The organism is Stackebrandtia nassauensis DSM 44728 (genome assembly GCF_000024545.1).
GTDB classification, from domain to species: domain Bacteria; phylum Actinomycetota; class Actinomycetes; order Mycobacteriales; family Micromonosporaceae; genus Stackebrandtia; species Stackebrandtia nassauensis.
In genome coordinates this window covers 3,105,295-3,125,149 of sequence record NC_013947.1, presented here as the reverse complement: position 1 = coordinate 3,125,149, position 19,855 = coordinate 3,105,295, and the positions used below count along the sequence as shown (strand labels likewise).

At 69.0% G+C, this 19,855-nt stretch carries 15 protein-coding genes; 7 read left to right on the top strand and 8 right to left on the bottom strand.

All coding sequences use genetic code 11. The annotated features are described in order from the left end of the window. Positions 1-25: 25 nt before the first annotated feature. Positions 26-793: an AraC family transcriptional regulator gene (locus SNAS_RS14590; RefSeq protein WP_013018207.1), complete on the bottom strand. Its 768-nt coding sequence runs from the start codon at positions 791-793 to the stop codon at positions 26-28. Positions 794-904: 111 nt separating this feature from the next. Between SNAS_RS14590 and SNAS_RS14585 the strand changes: the two genes are divergently transcribed. Genes SNAS_RS14585 through SNAS_RS14575 form a run of 3 tightly spaced genes read left to right on the top strand, consistent with a single transcriptional unit; the run spans position 905 to position 4,926 of the window. Next, positions 905-1,732, top strand: coding sequence for a phytanoyl-CoA dioxygenase family protein (locus SNAS_RS14585; protein WP_013018206.1), 828 nt, complete (start codon positions 905-907; stop codon positions 1,730-1,732). An 11-nt stretch (positions 1,733-1,743) separates the two neighbouring features. After that, positions 1,744-2,022: a hypothetical protein gene (locus SNAS_RS14580; protein ID WP_013018205.1), complete on the top strand. Its 279-nt coding sequence runs from the start codon at positions 1,744-1,746 to the stop codon at positions 2,020-2,022. A 9-nt stretch (positions 2,023-2,031) separates the two neighbouring features. After that, positions 2,032-4,926 (top strand): AfsR/SARP family transcriptional regulator, encoded by a 2,895-nt coding sequence (locus SNAS_RS14575; protein ID WP_013018204.1) that lies wholly within the window; start codon positions 2,032-2,034, stop codon positions 4,924-4,926. Positions 4,927-4,956: 30 nt separating this feature from the next. On the opposite strand, the gene SNAS_RS35735 is transcribed toward SNAS_RS14575, so the two are convergent. Then, the gene (locus SNAS_RS35735) at positions 4,957-5,124 is read right to left on the bottom strand and encodes a hypothetical protein (RefSeq protein WP_013018203.1); all 168 of its coding nucleotides are present in this window, start codon (positions 5,122-5,124) and stop codon (positions 4,957-4,959) included. Between the two features lie 86 nt (positions 5,125-5,210). Further along, a complete protein-coding gene (locus SNAS_RS14570) occupies positions 5,211-6,449 on the bottom strand; it encodes an MFS transporter (RefSeq protein WP_013018202.1) in 1,239 nt (412 codons plus the stop codon). A 206-nt stretch (positions 6,450-6,655) separates the two neighbouring features. On the opposite strand from SNAS_RS14570, the gene SNAS_RS14565 reads away from it, so the two are divergent. Next, positions 6,656-7,201, top strand: a complete 546-nt coding sequence (locus tag SNAS_RS14565) for an HAD family acid phosphatase (protein WP_013018201.1) — start codon at positions 6,656-6,658, stop codon at positions 7,199-7,201. Here the strand turns inward: SNAS_RS14565 and SNAS_RS14560 are convergent. Continuing rightward, positions 7,194-9,941 (bottom strand): ATP-binding protein, encoded by a 2,748-nt coding sequence (locus SNAS_RS14560; protein WP_013018200.1) that lies wholly within the window; start codon positions 9,939-9,941, stop codon positions 7,194-7,196. The two genes, SNAS_RS14565 and SNAS_RS14560, sit on opposite strands and share 8 nt — an antisense overlap. A 50-nt stretch (positions 9,942-9,991) precedes the next feature. Further along, on the bottom strand, positions 9,992-11,233 hold the full coding sequence (locus SNAS_RS14555; RefSeq protein WP_013018199.1) for an MFS transporter: 1,242 nt from the start codon (positions 11,231-11,233) through the stop codon (positions 9,992-9,994). Between the two features lie 473 nt (positions 11,234-11,706). On the opposite strand from SNAS_RS14555, the gene SNAS_RS14550 reads away from it, so the two are divergent. Together SNAS_RS14550 and SNAS_RS14545 are read left to right on the top strand one after the other, a co-directional pair. Then, positions 11,707-12,483: a glycoside hydrolase family 16 protein gene (locus SNAS_RS14550; protein WP_013018198.1), complete on the top strand. Its 777-nt coding sequence runs from the start codon at positions 11,707-11,709 to the stop codon at positions 12,481-12,483. A 304-nt stretch (positions 12,484-12,787) separates the two neighbouring features. Further along, complete coding sequence (locus SNAS_RS14545) at positions 12,788-14,713, top strand: hypothetical protein (protein WP_013018197.1); 1,926 nt, start codon at positions 12,788-12,790, stop codon at positions 14,711-14,713. Between the two features lie 45 nt (positions 14,714-14,758). Here SNAS_RS14545 and SNAS_RS14540 read toward each other — a convergent pair whose 3' ends face one another. Further along, on the bottom strand, positions 14,759-15,661 hold the full coding sequence (locus tag SNAS_RS14540) for a DNA-3-methyladenine glycosylase family protein (protein ID WP_013018196.1): 903 nt from the start codon (positions 15,659-15,661) through the stop codon (positions 14,759-14,761). Between the two features lie 66 nt (positions 15,662-15,727). After that, positions 15,728-16,666, bottom strand: a complete 939-nt coding sequence (locus tag SNAS_RS14535; protein ID WP_013018195.1) for a zinc-binding dehydrogenase — start codon at positions 16,664-16,666, stop codon at positions 15,728-15,730. Positions 16,667-16,881: 215 nt separating this feature from the next. Here SNAS_RS14535 and SNAS_RS14530 point away from each other — a divergent pair, with 215 nt between their 5' ends. Beyond that, on the top strand, positions 16,882-17,802 hold the full coding sequence (locus SNAS_RS14530; RefSeq protein WP_013018194.1) for a lytic polysaccharide monooxygenase auxiliary activity family 9 protein: 921 nt from the start codon (positions 16,882-16,884) through the stop codon (positions 17,800-17,802). A 65-nt stretch (positions 17,803-17,867) separates the two neighbouring features. Here SNAS_RS14530 and SNAS_RS14525 read toward each other — a convergent pair whose 3' ends face one another. Next, on the bottom strand, positions 17,868-19,226 hold the full coding sequence (locus SNAS_RS14525; RefSeq protein ID WP_013018193.1) for a glycoside hydrolase family 6 protein: 1,359 nt from the start codon (positions 19,224-19,226) through the stop codon (positions 17,868-17,870). Positions 19,227-19,855 lie beyond the last annotated feature (629 nt).

Here is a 19,855-nt window from a genome sequence, read left to right as displayed (position 1 = left end):
CAGGGACGAAGGACGCAGGTCGCGATCACCGGCCGCGTGCGCGGACGCGACTGGGTGAGGCGCCCAGCTCGCGGCGGCAGATCTTGTTGAACGCCTGGAGATCCGGAATACCCACAGTGGCGGCCACCGTGGCGATGGGCACGGTGGTCTCGGTCAGCAGGTGCTCAGCGCGCCCCATGCGCCGCGCCCGGATATAACCGACGACGGACGTGCCGGTCTCGGCTCGGAACAGCCGGGTCAGGTGGTTGTGGGAGATCCCGGCCGCGTCGGCGATCTGGGGCACGGTCATGGGTTCGGCCAGGCGCCATTCGATGTGGTCCATGGCCACCCGCACCGCCGCGTGCCCCAGGTGGCCAGTGTCCGAGGGCAGGTTCGCGACCTTCCACAGTGCCGCCCACACGGCGGCGTGCGCGGCCACGCTGCCCCGCTCGCGCACCGCCTCGCTGAGCAGCCCGCACAACAGCGGTGCGGCGGTCGCGGCGTCCTGCATGACCGGTACGGCCACGCCGGATGCTGCGCGAAAATGCGCGTACAGGTGCTCGGAGCGTCCCCTGTAGCTGAACTCGACGGTGGTGGCCGGTGGGATCAGACTGACGCGGCCGGGCCGGATGTCGTGCGAGCGGCCGCCGAGGCTCAGCACGCCCTCGTACTGGTACAGGTGCAGCTGCCACAGGTCCGGCAACCGGAAGACATCGGTTCGACTCTGTACTCCGTGCACCCCGACCCCGGCCTGCACGACGTGCGGCGGATCGTCCAGTCCGATGGAGACCGCGGCGCCACCGTCGATCAGCATGGTGAGAATTTACCAGTGATTGGTGATCTCATCCCATGTGCCAACGCATTTCCGTCCGTACGCTTACCCACCAGCGACCACAATGACGCTCCCCCACCGTAGAGGACATCGATGACTCACCCCGCACGCGAACGGCTGCTCACCTCGGTGCAACTGGCCCACTTCGTCTCGCACGGCAGTCTGCGCATGGACGCCGTGGTACCCGACGAGCTCAACGCCCAGGCCATCGCGGCCCTGGACGCCGGTATCCCGGTCTCACCGCCGGGCACCCCGGTCGAGGAGGCGTTCGCACCCGGTACCTTCGCCCGGCGACTGGTCGACCTGCCCGCGGTGGCGGGCGCGATCCACAGCCTCGTCGGTCCATACGCGACCGTCGACCATCACGCCGTCCACATCCGCCCGCCCCACAACGGTGAGGCGCAACCGTTGCACGCCGACGCCATCATCGACACCCGCACCGACGCCTTCGACGTCCAGCTCATGTACTACCCGCACGAGGTCACCCTCGACATGGGCGGCACCCTCAGCGTCCCGGGCACCCATCTGCGCCAGATCAACGAATCCGACATCGGCCGCTACCAGAACCTGCGCGGCCAGACGAGACTGACCTGTCCGGCCGGAACCGTCGTGTTCCTGCACCACGGCATCTGGCACGGCGGCCGCCGCAACGACACCGACACCACCCGGTACATGTTCAAGATCCGCTTCAACCCCACCGTCAAACAGCGGCTGCTGTGGAACACCGACGACCTCGACCACCCCGATGTGATGCGGGAACTGGAAACCCGCTTCGACTGGCAGGAGAACGCCTCGGGCCGCCTGGACGTGTACCAGCGGGTCAGGCTGTGGCGGGCGCTCACCGGCGACGACACCTTCGACCTGCACCGCTGGCACACCAACACCGGAAACCGTCCACAGCGCCTGGCGCCCGCACTCTGACAGGGAGAACCATGACTCGGCAGAAAGTACTCGTCCTCTACCTGGGCACCTCGGCCCTGGACTCGCGCGTCATCGGCTGGGCGGTGTACGACGGCATCGGCGCCACCTCCCCCACCACAGGAGACAGTGACGAACCGCCGTACGCCACCGGCGTCGACGCGCTCAAGGACGGCTGGCGGCTCATCCAGGCCGCCCCGCTCATCCCCCCGTATCCGGGGCATGAGCACGACGTGTCCTACCTGAAGCACGAGTTCCTCTTCGAGCAGCTGGTCACTGAGGAGCCAAGCTAGGGTGGGTCCGTGTTGATCCGGCTGTTGGGCTCCGTGGAGGTCGCGGGCGAGCACGGTTGGGTGCGGGCGGGTCCGTCGAAACAGTCCTGCGTGCTGGCGGCCCTGGCGATGACACCGGGTCAACCGGTCGCCACGGCCGCGCTGCTGCAACGGGTGTGGGGTGACGACCCGCCGGACAAGGTGTTCAGCACCCTGTACTCGTATCTGGCCCGGCTGCGGCGGCTGCTCCAGCATGACGGCGTCGCGCTGACGCGGGCCGGAAACGACGGCTATCAGCTGGTCATCGAACCCGAGGACATCGACCTGATCGCGATGCGGCGCCTGGTGACCCGGGCGCGCGAGGCGGCGCGCGCCGGTGACCACGAGACCGCCGTCCGGGATTACCGCGAAGCCTGTTCGCTGTGGACCGGTGAGGCGCTGGCCACGGTGGACGGACACTGGGCGTCGCAGACGCGAGAGGCGTTGCGGCGCGAGCAGCTGGCGGTGCTGTCGGCGTTGTTCGACTCGGAGTTGGCGCTGGGTTACCACGAGTCCGTCATCCCCGAGCTTGAGGAACTGGTCGGCAGACACCCGCTGGTGGAGTCACTGGTCGCGCAGCTGATGTTGGCGTTGTACCGCGCCGACCGTCCCTCCGACGCCCTGGCGCGCTACGCCGAGACCCGGAAACTGTTGCGGGAGCGGCAAGGCGCCGAACCCGTGGAGCGCCTGCGGCGGTTGCACAAACGCATCCTGAGTCACGACCCCGAACTGCGGCACGTCACCGACAGTCCCGCCGTGGTGTCCGGTCGGGAGACACCGGCGCAGCTGCCCGCCGACACCACCGCCTTCACCGGCCGGGAATCGCCACTGCGGACGCTTGTGGACGCGGCCGACGATTCGCGGGTCATCGTCGTCGACGGGATGGCCGGGATCGGCAAGACCACGCTGGCGGTGCACGCGGCGCGGCGGCTGGCCGAGCGCTACCCCGACGGTCAGCTCTACCTGAATCTGCACAGTTTCACCGACTCGGTGCCGCCGATGGCTCCCGCCGAGGCGTTGTCGGCACTGCTGGATTCGCTGGGAGTGCCACGAAACGCCATCCCGGAGAGTGTCGACGCGCGGGCCGCCAAGTTCCGGTCCATGCTGGCCGGACGGCGAGTACTCCTGTTGCTCGACAACGCCCGCGACGAGGCCCAGCTGTCGCCGTTGCTGCCGGGTGATTCGGGGTGCCTGACCATCATCACCAGCCGCAGACGGCTGTCCGGTCTGGACGACATCCGGCCGATCTCGTTGGAGCCGCTGGACTTGGAACCCTCGGCGCGGCTGTTCGCCGCCGCCGCGGGGATTGACGATCTCAACGACGACGACCGGGCCGCGATCGACCGCGTCGTGGAACTGTGCGGCGGTCTGCCGCTGGCGATCAGGATCGCGGCGGCCCGGCTGCGCAGCCGTCCCACGTGGTCGGCGGCCGATCTGCTGGAGCGGTTGTCCAAGGACTACCGCCTGCTGGACGAACTGGCGGCCGGTTCCCGCAGTGTCGCCTCCACCCTCGGACTGTCCTATCGCGAGTTGACTGACGGGCAGCGTCGCCTGTTCCGGCTGCTGGCACTGTGTCCCGGCAGCGATTTCGACGCGGCCACCGCCGCCGCGCTGGCGGGTGCGCCGGTCGACGCATTGCTCACCGACCTGGACGCCCTGGTGGACGTCAGCCTGGTCGACGCCGAACCCGGTGGCCGCTACCGGATGCACGACCTCATCCGCCGGTTCGCCGCCGAGGCGCTGGCCCGCGACGAACGCGACGTCCTCGCTCCGGTCGGCCGGTTGCGCGACCACTACCTGCATCACGCTCACGCCGCCATCAAGGTGTTGGATCCCGACATCGCGCGGTTGCCGGACCTGCCGCCACCGCCGCCGGGCATCACGCCACCGCTCCTGGACGGGCACGCGGCGGCGCTGTCCTGGTTCGCCGCCGAGGAAACGGCGCTGCTGAGTCTTCTGTCCACATCGGTGGCCGACGCGCCCGGTCTCGTCCTCGATCTGGCGGCCTGTGTGCTGCCCTACCTGCGCGACCATTCCCCCTCGACCGAACAGCCCGCGGTCGCGTCGCTGGCGGTGCGGGCCTCCCGCTCCAAAGGCGACACCCAGCGGCAGGCGGTATGGCTCAATCTGCTGGGCAACGCGCATCTGACGGCGGCCCGGTTCGCACCGGCGGTGGACTGCTATACCGAGGCCCTGGAGATTCACGACAGTATCGGCAACGTGTCCGGCGCGGCCTCGGTTCACGGCAATCTCGGTGTCGTCCACAAGGAACTCGGCAACTACCAGCGGTCACTGTCGCACCTGGAACGGGCGGCGGAGCTGGCGGCGACGGCCGGCGACACCGTGTCGCTGGCCATCGCCGAGTCCAACGCCTGCGAAGTCCATGTGCGGTTGGGAAACCCGTCCCGGGGAAGGGAACTGGCGGAATCGGCGATGGAACGGTTCCGGGAGCTCGACCGGCCGCTACTGCTGGCCCAGACCCTCGACAATCTGGCGATGGCGTATCTCTCCGAGGGACGACTGGCCGACGCCCGCCGCGTCGAGGAGGAGGCCGTCGACTACGGACGACGCCACGACGCCGTCGAGGTACTGGTCCAGGCCCTGAACCGACTGGGTGCCATCCTGCGGGAGCAGAACGAACTGCCGGACGCGCTTGAGCGGCACCGGCAGGCGCTGGCACTGCTGTCGCCGGACGCGCGGCCCGTCCTGGAGACCGGCATCCGCTGCGAGTACGGCCGGACCCTGCTGGCCTGCGGTGACCCCGAGGCGGCGCTGGCGCAGTTTCGGCAGGCGGCGGAGCTGGCCAGCCAGGCCGGGCAGCGCTACGAACTGGCCCTGGCGCGGCACGGTATCGCCGACGCCCTCCGCGCCAGACCGACTGCCTGACACCCTTTGGCGGCGCTGTGACGTCACCGCTTATATGAGCGTCCGGTAGGGCGTCTCACCGATGTGAACACCCCACTTCCCTGACTGTGCGTCGACTCGCGCCTCCCAGGCGGTGCGACGTGCGGCGAGGATGACATCGTGCGAGCGGCGGTCGGTCTGGAACCTGACATTGGTGAGCGTCTTAAAGATGTTCTTCATGACGTCAGTATGACACTAGAGTGGCGAACGCGCAAGTCCGGATGCCCGGACAGCCACGCTGCCCGGGTTCGATACTTGAGGTGGGTCTACTCCGACGGAACCCATCGGTGCTGGTCACTGCGCATGACGCGTCGCCACAGAACGGCGAGCGGAACGGCGACGGCGACGCTGGCGAGACCGAACCAGCCCACGGTCTCCACCGCCCCGAGGTCGTCGGCCAGCACCCCGGCCAGCAGCGGGCTCAGTCCCGAGGCCGTGCTCAACCCGGTGTTGGACAAGCCCATCACCTGGCCACGGTTGGCATCAGGTACCGCCACGGTGAACGTGGTGGTCGCCTGCATGACCACGATGGTGCCCAGCCCGCCGGACACGACGAACAGCAGCAGCGAGGCGATCAGCCCCGGTTGCAGCAGACAGCCCAGCAGACACGCCGCGGCAAGGATCCCCAGTGGACCGATCAGCCGGGGCCGCAGCTGCGCTGGCACCCAGCGGCCGAAGATGTACGCGCCGATCACCCCGCCGAGCGGATCGGCGGTCAACAGCAGCCCGGTGACGGCCGAGCCGCCGCCCAGCGCCACGGCGTACGGGGCCGCGAGTCCCTCATAGACGGTGAGCACGGCCATCAGCCAGGTCAGCAGCATCAGGGTGCGCAGGCCCCGGTCGGTGAAGGCCAGCCGGGCGCCCTGACGCATGGAGTGCAGCCAGCTGGGCCGGGTGGACGCCGAGGCGGCGGCCGGACGGGCGCGAAGCCCCATCCGTACCAGCAGCGCCGAGAACAGGAAGGTCGCGGCGTCCAGGACCAGCGCGGTCTGTCCGCTGACGGCGGCGATCAGCAGGCCGCCCCCGGCGAAGCCCAGCAGCTGCGCCACCTGGATCGTCATCTGACGGATCGCCATGGCGGCGGCGAATCGTTCCTCGGACAGGATCTCGGGCAGCACCGCGATCTGCGCCGCCTTGAACACCGGGGTCAGCAGCGACACCGATCCCACCAGGACGCACAGCACCCAAAACGGCAGGCCCGGTATCGCCACCAGCAGGATCAGGCCCGCGCGCACCACGTCGGTGACGGCCATGACCTCGCGGCGAGGGAAGCGGTCGGCCAGTCCGGAGAGGAGGATTCCGCCGACAAGGGAGGGCGCGTAGGTCAGGCCGTAGGTCAAACCGGTGAGAGCGGCCGAGTCGGTGGCGGTGAACACCATGACCGACAGCGCCACCCGGGCCAGTTGGTCGCCGCAGATGGACAGCAGTTCGGCGAACCACAGCGCGCGAAACTCCGGCACCCCGAAGACGTCGCGGTATCTCACCCGGGCACGGGCATCAACCATCCACTGTATCCTCTGTCGTCACATTCCGCGCGGGCACGCGTTGCCCCGGGCCGGTCAGGGGGGTTCCCGGCCCGGGGTCCTCAATCGTGGCGGGGGTACGGGTGCGCGACAAGGCAACACAGCGGCAGTTGTCAGGCAGCTTTAAGGAGACCTCGTGTCATCATGGTGGCCACCTGACCGTCCGGCCGGAGGAAACAGCGACGACCATGCTCAAGCGCACCCTATGGACACTGTCGCTGGCGCTGCTGGTCACGGCCGCCTGTACGCCGGTCAGCCCTCCTGATGAGGAACGCTCCAGCTACGACGCCTGGCAGGACGACGTCAAGGCCGCGTTGAAGGGCATCGACTCCTATCTCGACGAGCACGACAGCGAGAACGCCGCGATCGTGCTGGACATCGACAACACCGCCCTGGAGACCGAATACCACCCCGGCAAGGCCAACCCGCCGGTCCTCAAGGCGGAGAAGTACGCCCGCAAGCTGGGCATGACCGTCCTCATCGTCACCGCCCGCAAGGAACACGCCAAGGAGAAGTCGCTGGCGGAACTGCGCGCCGCCGGGTACTCCCCCGACGACATCTGCCTGCGCGAGTTCGAGGAGTCGAAGTCCAAGGGCAAGGCCCGCTGCCGCAAGGAGTTCACCGAGGCCGGTCACGAGATCACGGCCAACATCGGCAACCGGGACACCGACTTCAAGGGCGGCTACTACGACCGGGCCTTCCAGCTGCCCGACTACGACGGTCAGCTCAGCTGAGCCGTGCTTCGGCCTCCGGCAGTCCGATGTGGTCACACAGGGCGACGGCCTCGTCGCGGATCCGGGCCGCGTCCTCGTCGCGTCCGGCATGGCCGGTGATGTGCGCCAGGACGATCAGGGTCCGGGCCTCGCCGAGCCGGTGCCCGGTTCGGCGTTGCAGTTCCAGCGCGCGTTCGGCGTGGGCCAGGGCCTGGTCGAGCGCGGCGGGGTCGGCGGCGCGGTGCCGGTCGAGGTGGATGTCGGCCAGCGCGGTGAGCGCCTCACCCTCATGGATCCGGTGGCCCTTGGCCCGGGACAGGGCCAGCGCCTCCTCGGCGTGGGCGACGGCGGCCTCGAGGCGGCCGAGGCGACGTCGTGCGTCGGCCAGACCGACCAGCGCGATGACCCGTTGCGTGAAGAACCCCTGATCACCGATGATGTCCAGCAGACGCTCGAAGCGTTCCGCGGCTTCGGCCGGGCAGCCCTGCCGCAGTTCGATCACCGCCTGGGTCTTGAGCGCCCACACCTGGCTGCGCCGTTCACCGGAGTCACGGGCGATGGTCTCGGCGGCGTCGGCGTGCTCGCGGGCTTCGTCGAACCGGCCCCGGTCGAGGCACAGCTCCGCGTACTCGGTGTGGTTGAACGGCAGGTCGGTTCCGTCCTGGTTGCTGGCGGCCAGGGCCTGACCGAAGGTGTCGGCGGCCGCGTCGAAGTCGCCCATCAAGCGCTGCACCACACCGAGGTTGGGCAGGGCCGTGGCGTATCGCCAGGTCGCGGCGCCGGGCATGTCGAGGGCCTCGCGCAGATACCCGGCCGCGTCGGGCAAATGGCCGCTGAGCATGGCGCACAGACCGAGGTTCATCAGGCGCTTCGCCTCGCCCGCCCGGTCGCCGGTCCGGCGGTCCAGTTCCAGCGCCTCGGCGAACAGTACGGCGGCGCGATCCAGTGAACCGCCGTCGGCGTACAGGACGGCGAGCCGGTTGAGTGCCCTGGCCTCCCCGGCCGTCCATCCGGCCCGCGCGGCCAGTGATCGCGCGTCCAGGCCGTGTGGGATGGCGGCGTCGACGTCACCGCCGTTGTGGTACGCGTGCGCCAGGTTGATCGCCGCCGCCGACCGGGCGGCGAGGTCGCCGTCGGACTCGGCCGCGGTGCGGGCGGCGAGCCCGACGGCGAGCCAGTCCACCGGGTATCCGGCATGGTCGAAGTAGCCGTTGAGAGCGTCGCCGAGCCGCCAGGCGGGCTCGTACATCCCGATGTCGGCGGCGTGGGTCACGGCGGCCACGAGGTTGCGGCGCTCGGTCGTCAGCCACGACAGCGCCTCGGCCCGGTCGGTGGGTGCGACGGCTTCGACCTCGGCGGGAGACTCCGGCAGCGGTAGCCGCAATCCCGTGGGGAACAACAGTTCCACGGCGGCGGTCGCGCTGCGCAGGTACCAGTCGAGCAGTCGGCGCAGTGCCGCCTCGCGTTCGGCGGGACTGTCGACGGCCAGGCCGCGTTCGGTGGCGTAGGCGCGCAACAGGTCGTGGAAGGTGTAGCGCTGGCCGGGAAGCGCCTCGAGCAGGTGCGCGTCGGCCAGCGCGCGCAGCCCCCGGCTCGCCTCGGCCGAGCCGGTGCCGCCCAGGGCCGCGGCCGCCTCGGCGCTGATGCCGGGGCCGGGCACCATTCCGAGCTGCCGGAACAACCGCTGCACCGGTGCGGACAGCCGCGCGTAGGACCAGTCGAAGGTGCCCCGCACCGAGGCGGTGGGGTCGCCGTCCACACTCAACGAGGCGAGCCGGTCGCCGTGCCGCAGTTCGTCGACGTAGTCGCCGATGTCGCGGTAGCGGTCGGCGCGCACGTTGGCGGCGGCGATCCGCAGCGCCAGCGGCAGTCGCGCGCAGCTGTCGGCCAGCGCGGTGACCGCCTCCGGCTTCGCCGCAGTGCGGCTGGCGCCGACGATGGCGGTGACCAGGTCGCTGGCGTCGGTGGCCGACAGCGGCGCCACGGTCAGCTGCTGGGCGCCGTGGCTGACGATCAGGCCGGTGAGCAGGTGGCGGCTGGTGACGAGCACGAGGCTGTCGCGGCCGCTGGGCATCAGGGGACGGACCTGGTCGGCGTCGGCGGCGTTGTCGAGCACCACCAGCATCCGGCGGCCCGACATCAGTGACCGGTACAGCGCGGTGGCCTGTTCCTCCTTGAACGGGATCCGGGCCGCGGGGACGCCGAGCGCGGCGAGGAATCCGGCGACCACCTCGATGGTCCGCACCGGCGGGCCGGGGCCGAAGCCGCGCAGGTTCACGTACAGCTGTCCGTCGTCGAAACGCCCGGCCACCCGATGCGCCCAGCGCACCGCCAGCGCCGTCTTGCCCACTCCCGCGGTTCCGGTCAGTACCACGACCGTGGCTCCGCCACCGAGACCCGGCAACGCGTCGTCCAGTGTGGCCAGTTCCTCGGCGCGGCCGGTGAAGTCCACGATGTCGGTGGGCAGCTGCGCCGGGACCGGTTCCTGTGTGGAGTCCGGTGTCGGCTCGGCGGGCTGGTTCCCGTGCGCCGCCGCCAGAAACCCGTCGCGGTCCGGGCCGTCGAGACCCAGGGCGTCGGCGAGCATCCGCGCCGTGGCCAGCCGGGGCCGGGCGCGGCCGAGTTCCAAACCGCTGATGGTGCGGACGCTGACCTTGGCGTGACCGGCGAGTTCGGACTGCGTCCAGGTTCGCCGCACTCGGTACGTCCGCAGCAGGACACCGAAGTCCTCGCCGTCTCGCTTCGACTCCTCGGATTCCACGCGCTCTACAATCACACCATATTCGCCGTAGGTCCAAGCGGTATCGCGTTTTACTCCTCGGGCGTCCACCGTCGCCGGTCGCCACGGTAGGTGCGCCACCACGCGATGCTCAGCGGCACCGCCAGGGCCGCGCTGGCCAGACCGAACCAGCCCACCGTCTCCACCGCCCCGATCTCGTCGGCGATCATGCCCGCCAGCAGCGGACTGGCCCCCGAGGCCGTGGACAGCCCGGTGTTCGACAGTCCGACGACCTGGCCGCGGTGCTCGTCCGGCACCGCCGTGGTGAACGTGGTGGACGCCTGCATGACCACGATCGTCCCCAGGCCGCCGCACACCACGAACAGCAGCAGCGAGCCGGGCAGACCCGGCCGCAGCAGGCAACCGCCCAGCAGGCCCGCGGCCACGATGGCCAGCGTCCCCACCAGCCGGGGACGCAGCCACGCGGGCACCCAGCGGCCGAACAGGTACGCGCCGATGACACCGCCGAGCGGATCGGCGGCCAGCAGCAGCCCGGTGTACGCCGAACCGCCGCCGAGGTCCGCGGCGTACGGGGCCGCGAGTCCCTCGTAGACGGTGATCACCGCCATCAGCCAGCCCAGCAGCATGAGGGTGCGCAGGCCGCGGTCGGTGAAGGCCAGTCGAGCGCCCCGGCTCATGGCCGACAGCCAGCCGGGACGGCTCGTCGCGGTGTCGACCGCCGCGGGGCGGGCCCGCAGCCCGGTCCACACGAACAGCGCCGACGCCAGGAACGTCGCCGAGTCCGCGACCAGCGCGGTGTGCGCGCTGACGACGGCGATCAGCAGTCCGCCACCGGCGAATCCCAGCAGCTGCGCGAACTGGATCGTCATCTGCCGGATGGCCATGCCGACCGCGAACCGGTCCCCGGGCAGCATGTCGGGCAGCACCGCCAGCTGCGCCGCCTTGAACACCGGGTTCAGCAGCGACACCGATCCGACCAGGACACACAGTCCCCAAAACGGCATCCCCGGTATCACGACCAGCAGGATCAGCGCGGCGCGCAACAGGTCGACGACGGCCATGACGGTGCGGCGCGGAAACCGGTCGGCGATACCGGTCAGGAGGATTCCGCCCACGAGGGACGGTGCGTATGTCAGGCCGTAGGTCAGACCGGTGAGGGTGGCCGAGGAGGTGCTGTTGAACACCATGACCGACAGCGCCACCCTGGCCAGCTGGTCGCCGCAGATGGACAGCAGTTCCGCGAGCCACAGCGCGCGGAACTCGCGCACCGCGAACACGTCGCGATACCGGACTCGGGTGGGCGTGTCGACCATCGGCTGTCTCCTGATTCCTCAAAGGTCATGGCATGCGCGGTCCCGGGCCGGCGACCTGTGACCGGCCCGGGACCGCGCGATCGGCGTCGGATATGGACCGACGGCCGATGAACGCTTTACTGGTCCCTACCGCGCATCCGACACCTCCTTCGATCGAAGCTGCTGCTGATAACTTGTGCCGGCTTTAGAAGTCCCTGCTGCGCATCTGGCACCTCCTCCATCGGTAACGCGAGGCCAATCCTGGCGGCCGTCCTCACCCTCGCAAAGGACATGCGGCTGCAGTTGCCACGCAGCTCTAAGGAAGCTTCACAGCGGCGGTTGGGGGTGTGACGGTCGGCTACGGCCAGCTCAGCTGAGGCATCGACGCTCTTTGATCCCATAAACGCCCCACTACCAGGAGTGTTGCGCGTTGACCTACCGGGAATCCACCGTCAGGATCTACATCGACCACAACTACAGAAAGCGGACATTCGGTGAAGAAACGAACCTTGGCCATTTCCCTGTCGGTAACCGTCATCCTCGGCGCCACCGCCGCGATCGGTTACCCGGCCCTGGCCGACACCAAGGGCGCCCCGGGCAGCCAGTGGCCCACAGCCTTCGCCGACGAGTTCGACGGCGACGCCATCGACAAGTCCAAGTGGTCGATCCACTCCGACGCCGAAGCCGACCAGTGCCTGGGCAACAAGGGAAACAAGCAGCTGGAGTGGCACACCTGGGACGCGCTGTCGGTCGCCGACGGCCAGCTGTCCATCACCGCCCGCCGCGACAACCCGCAGTCCGGCTACGAATGGTCCAGCGGCCTCATCTCCACCGGCCAGGCCTGCGGCCACGAACCCGCCAAGCCCTTCAGCGTCAAGGCCGGTGACTACGTCGAGACCCGGCTCCAGCTGCCCGACGAGGCCGGTTTCTGGCCGTCGACCTGGACCTGGAACGGCAACGGCTCCAACGAACAGGACACCTACGAGTACTACAGCGACAACCCGCGGGCGCTGTACCTGACCAACCACTTCTCCGACTCCGGCTGCACCTACAACGCCAAGGAAGACCTCAACAAGGGCTGGCACACCATCGGCCAGCAGCTCGGCCCCGACGAGACCGTCTGGTACCTCGACGGCGAGGAGATCTGCCGGGGCGGCCCGCACGAGGGCGAGGGCGCGCTCGTGTTGGACATGTTCGTCTTCGCCGACATCCCGCCGACCGTGGACGAGGAATCGATGGCGATCGACTACGTCCGGGTGCACCGCCAGTAGCGTCCTCCGGTTTCCACCGAGAAGGGGGCGGTCGCGTACGCGACCGCCCTCCTATGTCGCGTATCTCAGTCTTGACGCAGCTCATGGGCGCACCAAGCGCGAACCCGAGAGCGTTCCATGACCTCGCGGCAACGAAAAGTAACCCGACATGCCCTCCCCCGATCTGCCCCTGCGGCCACGCCGCCGGGTACGTCAACTTCGAACGGTCCCTCAACTTCACCTGGGTGTCACCCGAACCGCACTCCTGACCTCGTTTCTGTTGGTACCCACCGTTTTCGCGGCGGGTACCAACAGAAAGGTCAATATGCGAAAACGTATCGCCGTCGCCGGGCTGGCCGTGCTGCTCACGGCCACTGGCGGACTCGCCTACGCCGATCCGTTCAGCCACACCAGCGATGAACCCACCGCATCGTCCGCCGTCGGCGCCCCGATCGTCACCCTGCCGACCGGTGACAAGGTACGCGTCAGTCGCGACGGTGCCCTGATACCGATAAACACCAACGGAAGACCGCCGCAGTTCCACAGCCCCCGCCTGCCCGGCGGAGACCGGATCCTCATCCCCACCGGCAGCCTCACCGACGTGGCCGCGGGCAAGATCGACGACCGGCTGTTCAACGTCGACGCGTTGCTGCGCAACGGATACACCGACGCCCGGGACGTACCCTCGCCGGACAGGCTCGGAAAGTCGTCGCTGGACGACGACACCACCGCCACGGCCGACACCACCAAGGTCACCGTGAAGTTCTCCTGGAAGGACGGCTCGGCTCCCGAGGCCATCAGCGGCGGCTGGGCCCACCTCACCGAAGGCAAACGCGACCTGTTCATGGAGAACGGCGGCACCGCCACCGTCGCGCTGCCCGCCGGTGACTACGCGTTCCAGGCCGCCGTCGCCAAGGGGGACAACGTCATCACGACCGTCTTCGACCTCACCGTCACCGACAAGGACCAGACCGTCAAGGTCGACGGCGGCAAGGCCAAACGCGTGGGTTTTGATGTGGACGCCGACGACGCCGTCGCGGGCGTCAGCGACTTCAGCGTGTTCAACAATCCCGCCGACGGGCGGGGAACCGCCACGGGCTTCCTGATGAGCGGTTCGGCCAAGGCGTACGCGATCCCGTCGAAGAAGTTCACGGGTCACAAGGCCGGGCTCACGCTCCAGTCAGAACTGTCCAGTCCGTCCGGTGCCGCGAAGCCTTACACGTACAGTCTCTTCGGCGTGAGGGAGAAGGGTATCCCGGCCAAACCCACGCTCACTGTCCACGACGAGGAGCTCGCCGTCCGGGAAACCACCTACAACAAGCTGGGTTCGGCGGCCGACATGGCGCGCGCCAATCTCGCCGACAACGCCGCCTACCCGCCCATGACGTACGCGCCGGGCACACCCGTCAAGCTCGGCACCACGCGCACCGAGTACTACAGCACGGCGCACGACGTCGCCTGGTCACACCAGGGCACCTTCCCCGCCACCGGCGACGACCCCATCGACGACGTGCTGCACCACAGCGGCAAGGTCTCCCCCGGCAGCGAGAAGGCCACGTGGTTGTCCGCGCCGCTGTCGGTGGGGGTGTCCGATCCCGCGTTCCCCTACTACGGCTCCGGGTTCCGACGGTTCCGTGAGGACGAGAGCACCGACTTCCTGGGGGCGACACCACCGGTGTTCACCTCCGGTTCGGCCGACGAGATCATCGTCTCCTACGGCGGCAAGGGCACCAAGGCCACGTTGAGCAAGGACGGCACCGAACTGGACTCCAGCCAGGACGCGGGGGTGGGTGCCTTCATCCCGACCGACGACAAGGGACGGTACACGGCGAGCTTCGATGTCACCCACGGCGCGGACTGGACCCCCCTGGGTACCCGCTCCACGGCGACCTGGACGTTCGATTCCGGTCCCATCACCGAGGGGGCCTCGCTGTCGGTCTCGGCGGTGCGGTTCAACGCCTCCGGTGTCAAAAACGGCTACGCCAAGGCGTCCAAGCCACAGAAGGTGAACCTGGAATACGTCACCCAGCCGGGTGCCGAGGACCGCGACTGCGCGAAGCTGAGCTTCGCGGTGTCCTATGACGACGGCAAGACCTGGAAGAACGTCACCGTCGACCGTGAGGGCGACAAGGCCACCGCGGTGCTCGAACACCCCGGCGACGCGAAGTTCGTCTCCGTCAAGTTCAGCGCCACCGACGACAAGGGACAAACCGTCAAGCACTCCACCATCCGCTCCTACGGCCTCAAGTAGACAACCGGTGTGGGTCGTGCCTCGGCGCGGCCCACCCGGTCCCGGTCACGCTCGGGCGGCGCGTCCTCGCGCGATCTCACCGGTGACCGCTTCCCGGTGGACGCGCAGCAGCACTCCCACCCAGCTGCGAAACGGTGCCCAGTCCGCCGCGATGTCCGCCAGCTCCGCCGCACTCGGCTCCTCGCGCCGGTACAGCTGCGTCATGGTGCGATGCAGCCGGGTCTCGGTGCGGGGAAACACATCCGGATGTCCCGCCCCGCGAATCAGGATCAGCTCCGCCGAGAACGGTCCAATCCCCGCGATGCCCTGCAACTGCTCCAACGCGTCGGCACTGGCCATGTCCCGCAACCGTTTCGCGTCCAGCTCCCCGGCCAGCGCGGCCTCGGCGATCCCGCGCAGCCGCGCGATCTTGACGTCAGTCAGTCCCGGAAACTCCCCCACCTCGGCCAGCACCTCCGGCGTCGGAAACGCCGCGACCGGCCGTCCGGCGACCGTCACGGTCTCCCCGAGTCTGGCCGCCATGGCCGCCTTGATGCCCGCCGCCTGCGTGATGCGAATGCGGTGCCCGATCACGGCCCAGGCGGCGGCCTCGTACGGCGAGTGGAAGCACACCGGTCGCAGTCCCGGATACTGTTCGGACAGTCCTTTCACGATCGGATCGCTCGCCACGACCGCCGGGTAGCCGGTGCCGTCGATGTCCAGCGACATGATCCGCCGCACCTGCGCGCCAACCGCCTCCGCGTCGGCCGCGCCAGTGATCTCGACCCGCACCGTCCCGTCGGTCTCCTGCCGCAGCGCGGCCCCGGCGACGGCCTTGCCGTCGTCGGCGGGGAAGGCCAGTCGCAGCACCTCGTCGCCCGCGCCCTCATAGGCGGCGGGTGCGAACCCCTCCAGGAACCGGGTGCTGGTGGCCAGGTTGAACGGCCCGGCCGGGTTGATCGTCGTCATCGCCCACTCCTATGTCAAGACTTTGACATAGCCTATGGCGCCCCTACGACATTCCCGGCCCATCGCTCAGGGAATCAGCACGACCTGACCGCTGGTACGGCGCGCCTCCAACGCCTCGTGCGCCTCGGCCGCGTCGGCGAGCGGAAACGGCTGTATCGCCGGGGTGAAACTGCCGTCGGCCAGCGCGGCCAGGCTGCGGGACACCAGCTCCCGCGAGCCCTCGGGGTCGGCGAACACCTCCATCCAGGACGTCTCGAACAGCGACTGATGCGTGATGTCGTCCCGCACCGACCTGGCGAACTCGCCCGAGGCCGCACCGAAGGACACCGCCCGGCCACCCGGCACCAGCAGGCCCAGGGCCGCCTCGGCGGTCGCGCCGCCCACGCCCTCCAACACCACGGTGACACCCCGGTCGCGCACCTGCTCCGCCCAATCCGGGTCGGTGTAGTCGACGACGAGGTCCGCGTTCACCGGCTTGCCCCGCGAGGCCAGCCCGATGACGGTCGCCCCGATCCGCCGCGCCCGCTGGGTCAACAGCCCGCCGATGGCCCCCGACGCGGCGGTCACCAGCACCACGTCCTCAGGTCCCAGCGCGGCCAGCTCCAGGATCGCCAGCGTCGTCGGACCGGTGGACAGCATCACCGTGGCATCGGCGAAGTCGACGCCCTCGGGCAGCACGTACAGCTGCGAGGTGTCCGCCAGCGCCAGCTCGGCGTTGCCGCCCTCGTCGATACTGGCCGCCACCCGGGTGCCGATCCAGGTCTCGTCCACCTGCGGCCCCACCGCCTCGACCACCCCGGCCACGCTGCCGCCCGGCACCTGCGGCAGTCGCGGCAGTGGGTGCAGGCCCAGCGGAATCCCGGCGCGCAGCCGGGTCTCCAGCAACTGCACCGGCACGGCCTTCACATCGATGCGGACCTGTCCGGCCGCCGGTTCCGGGTCGTCCATGTGGACATACGACAGGTTCTCGGCGGGCCCGAATGCCGTGAGGACGATGGCGCGCATGACGATGCTCCCTTTTGTCGGTCGGGTCCTTGAGTCTGCAACCTCAACCACGCTTGACGTCAACAAAGCGTGGGACGACTCATAGCCCGGCCACGCGTTGACAGGCATCGAGCGATTTTGATATGTTGCGATCTAGACAACGTGGGAGCGCTCCCAAACCCATTGTCCGGACCTCGGCCCGTCGTGGCCGCTGTCCCTGCCCCAGGAGAACCGCCATGCCGCGCTCCCCCAACCCGCCCGTACTCCGCTCCCTGCTGGCCGCAGCCGCCGCGATCCTCGTCGCCACCGGCGTCACCCTGTTCGCGACCGTCACCCCGGCCAGCGCCCACGGCGTCACGATGATGCCCGGCAGCCGCACCTACCTGTGCTATCTGGACGGACTCACCGACACCGGCGAGATCAAACCCGACAACCCCGCCTGCGCCGACGCGGTCGCCGACGGCGGGGCCACACCCCTGTACAACTGGTTCGCCGTGCTGGACTCCAACGCGGCCGGTCGCAACGTGGGCTACGTCCCCGACGGCACGATCTGCAGTGCCGGTGACAAGTCCCCGTACGACTTCGCCGCCTACAACCAGGCCCGCGCCGACTGGCCAATCACCCACCTGACCTCGGGCGCGAGCATCCAGGTGCGGCACAGCAACTGGGCCGCCCACCCCGGCGCCTTCCACATGTACATCACCAAACCCGGCTGGGACCCCACCCGCCCGCTGGCCTGGAGCGATCTGGAGCCGTTCTGGAGTGCCACCGACCCGCCCCAGTCGGGCGGGCCCGGTGGTTTCAACTACTACCACTGGAACGTCGATCTGCCGCAACGCAGCGGACAGCACCTGATCTTCACCCAGTGGGTGCGTTCCGACAGTGCCGAGAACTTCTTCAGCTGCGCCGACGTGGTCTTCGACGGCGGCAACGGGGAGGTCACAGGCATCGACGCCGAGGTCGACTCGGTCACCGCCATGTCGTGGACGGCGTCCGGTCACGACCACGCCGGGACCGGTGACGCGGCCGCCGCGACGCCCACACCGGCGCAAGGTTCCCTGTGGACCTCACTGTGGCCGGTCGGCGCGATCATCGCGTTCGCGCTGATTGCCGCGCTGGTAGCCAACATCCGCGCTCGACGGCACCGCCAAGCCTGACACCCGCACGCACGAAAACGGTGGCCCCGGTCTTAACCGACCGGGGCCACCGCGGTGAGTGAGAGTCAGGTCAGCGGCGGATGGGCGTTGGCCAGCAGCTCACGGAACTGCGCGCCGAACCAGTGCCCCGACAGCGGGGCGTCGGGAAGCGATCCGGGCGGGTTGAACCCATTGCGGATGTTCCCCTCATAAGTCGGATCGCACATCCGGTCAAAGCCCTTGCCCTCGTCGTTGGGGATCTCCTTGCTGGAACCGTCGGACTCGCCCGGCGGTTTCATCCACACATAAGCGTCGATCCCCGACTCGGGAGCGGCGGTAGGACGCTCCCCCAGCCCGGCCCCGGACTGGTTGCACCAGTTACCGAGGTGGATCCTGCGATCGAGGCGTCCACCATCGACATAAGCGTCCACCGAAGTAGTCGGGCCAGGCCCGGCCGGACGCGCGGAACCACCCCAGCCGTTACGGCCGGTGTCGATCAACATGCCGATATCCGAGTTGAAGCCGATCCGGACCAGTTCGGCGCGGAACGCCTGCGCGTAGGACAGCTCGTCCACGTAACGGTTCCAGTCGATCCACTTCGCCTGGCGCACGGTCTGGCCGTTCACGGTGTCATTGATCGTGAAGTACGGCTCCTTGAGGGCACCGTAGTTGGCGGTGTTGGTGATGAACCCGTGGACATTGTCCACGCTGCCGGAAGCCTGAGCGCCCTCCAGCAACTTCCGTGCACCGGGCGCGAAGTTGTCATCCCAACCCAGCCAACCGTGATGGCCGACATCCAGGTAGTTGTAGACGTTGTCGATCGCGCCGAACTGCCGCAGCGCGTAACCGATGCCGTTGACGTAATTGCCGTTCGCGGCCATCACATCGCATTCCGGCGTCGCCGTGGGACGCGGGCTGACATTCGTCACGAGGTTGGGCAGCGAATCGATCTCCACAACGGTCACGATGCGCAACCCCGCGTAGGCCGGGTCGGCGAGAATCGCCGCGATCGGATCGATGAACTCGTCGCGGTACCTGCCGATCTCGTCGGGAGCGAGTTCTCCGTTCGAAGCCAGTGCGGAACAGTCGCGTCCAGGAAGGTCGTACACGACCAGCTGCACCAGGTTCGCGTCCTGGGCGAGGGCCGCGTCCAGGTGATCGCGCAGGCCCATGGCACTGCCCGCGCCCTCGATGGCGGCGATGCGGTCCAGCCACACGCCGGTCGGCTGGTCCGCGATGGCGCTGCCACCGGGCTCGGCGGCCGCTTTGGCCGACCATTCCGGATTTACGTAAGGCCGAGCCCCCGCATACGGGTTGTCGACGCGAGCCTGAACTGCCGGGCCGTCGGCAGGGATAGCGCTGGCCGTAGAACCAGACACCAGCACCGCCCCGATCGACAACAACATCACGGCGAACCGCGTCCAATAACGTCTGAGTTGGGACATGAAGGTCTCCTTGTCGGGCGGAAGAAGTGTCGTCAAATCCGACACCTCCACAACATGGGAGCGCTCCCACACTCCATGCTCCCAACCCCCACCCAAAAAGTCAACACCCCGTAACCCCCAGCAACCCACCCCACAACCCATGCACCCCAACCAAACCCCGCCCCCATGCACCACGCCCAACGGTCCTCACAGGAGGCCCCGCCCCGCGCACCCCACAGCAAGCCACTCAGCCGCTCGCCCCGCAACACCTCCACCCACCCGCACGCACGCCCACACCCAGCAGGCAGCAGGCAGCATTAGCCTTACGCACCACGCCCAATCCCGCGCACCAGCCCATCGGCCCCACCCTGGCGCCCACGCTCGCCAGACACCGCCGCACCCAATTGCCACCCCAACCCCGTCGGCCCCACCCAGACGCTCGCACCCACCAGGCACTGCCCTCGCACACCACGCCCCATGGGCAGGCTCCAGGCTCCAGGCTCCAGGCTCCAGGCTCCAGGCTCCAGGCTCCAGGCTCCAGGCTCCAGGCTCCAGGCCGAGCCTCACATGCCAAGCGCCACCCCCTCAGCACCCCACGCCCATAGGCAGGCTCAAGCCCTCAAGCCCTCAAGCCCTCAAGCCCTCAAGCC

Bases quoted from the DNA above. Each gene is read 5' to 3' on its own strand.
- SNAS_RS14585 (WP_013018206.1), top strand. From the start codon at position 905: ATGACTCACCCCGCACGCGAACGGCTGCTCACCTCGGTGCAACTGGCC.
- SNAS_RS14535 (WP_013018195.1), bottom strand. From the start codon at position 16,666: ATGCGCGCCATCGTCCTCACGGCATTCGGGCCCGCCGAGAACCTGTCG.
- SNAS_RS14580 (WP_013018205.1), top strand. From the start codon at position 1,744: ATGACTCGGCAGAAAGTACTCGTCCTCTACCTGGGCACCTCGGCCCTG.
- SNAS_RS14555 (WP_013018199.1), bottom strand. From the start codon at position 11,233: ATGGTCGACACGCCCACCCGAGTCCGGTATCGCGACGTGTTCGCGGTG.
- SNAS_RS14540 (WP_013018196.1), bottom strand. From the start codon at position 15,661: ATGACGACGATCAACCCGGCCGGGCCGTTCAACCTGGCCACCAGCACC.
- SNAS_RS14565 (WP_013018201.1), top strand. From the start codon at position 6,656: ATGCTCAAGCGCACCCTATGGACACTGTCGCTGGCGCTGCTGGTCACG.
- SNAS_RS14570 (WP_013018202.1), bottom strand. From the start codon at position 6,449: ATGGTTGATGCCCGTGCCCGGGTGAGATACCGCGACGTCTTCGGGGTG.
- SNAS_RS14525 (WP_013018193.1), bottom strand. From the start codon at position 19,226: ATGTCCCAACTCAGACGTTATTGGACGCGGTTCGCCGTGATGTTGTTG.
- SNAS_RS14545 (WP_013018197.1), top strand. From the start codon at position 12,788: ATGCGAAAACGTATCGCCGTCGCCGGGCTGGCCGTGCTGCTCACGGCC.
- SNAS_RS14530 (WP_013018194.1), top strand. From the start codon at position 16,882: ATGCCGCGCTCCCCCAACCCGCCCGTACTCCGCTCCCTGCTGGCCGCA.
- SNAS_RS14590 (WP_013018207.1), bottom strand. From the start codon at position 793: ATGCTGATCGACGGTGGCGCCGCGGTCTCCATCGGACTGGACGATCCG.
- SNAS_RS35735 (WP_013018203.1), bottom strand. From the start codon at position 5,124: ATGAAGAACATCTTTAAGACGCTCACCAATGTCAGGTTCCAGACCGAC.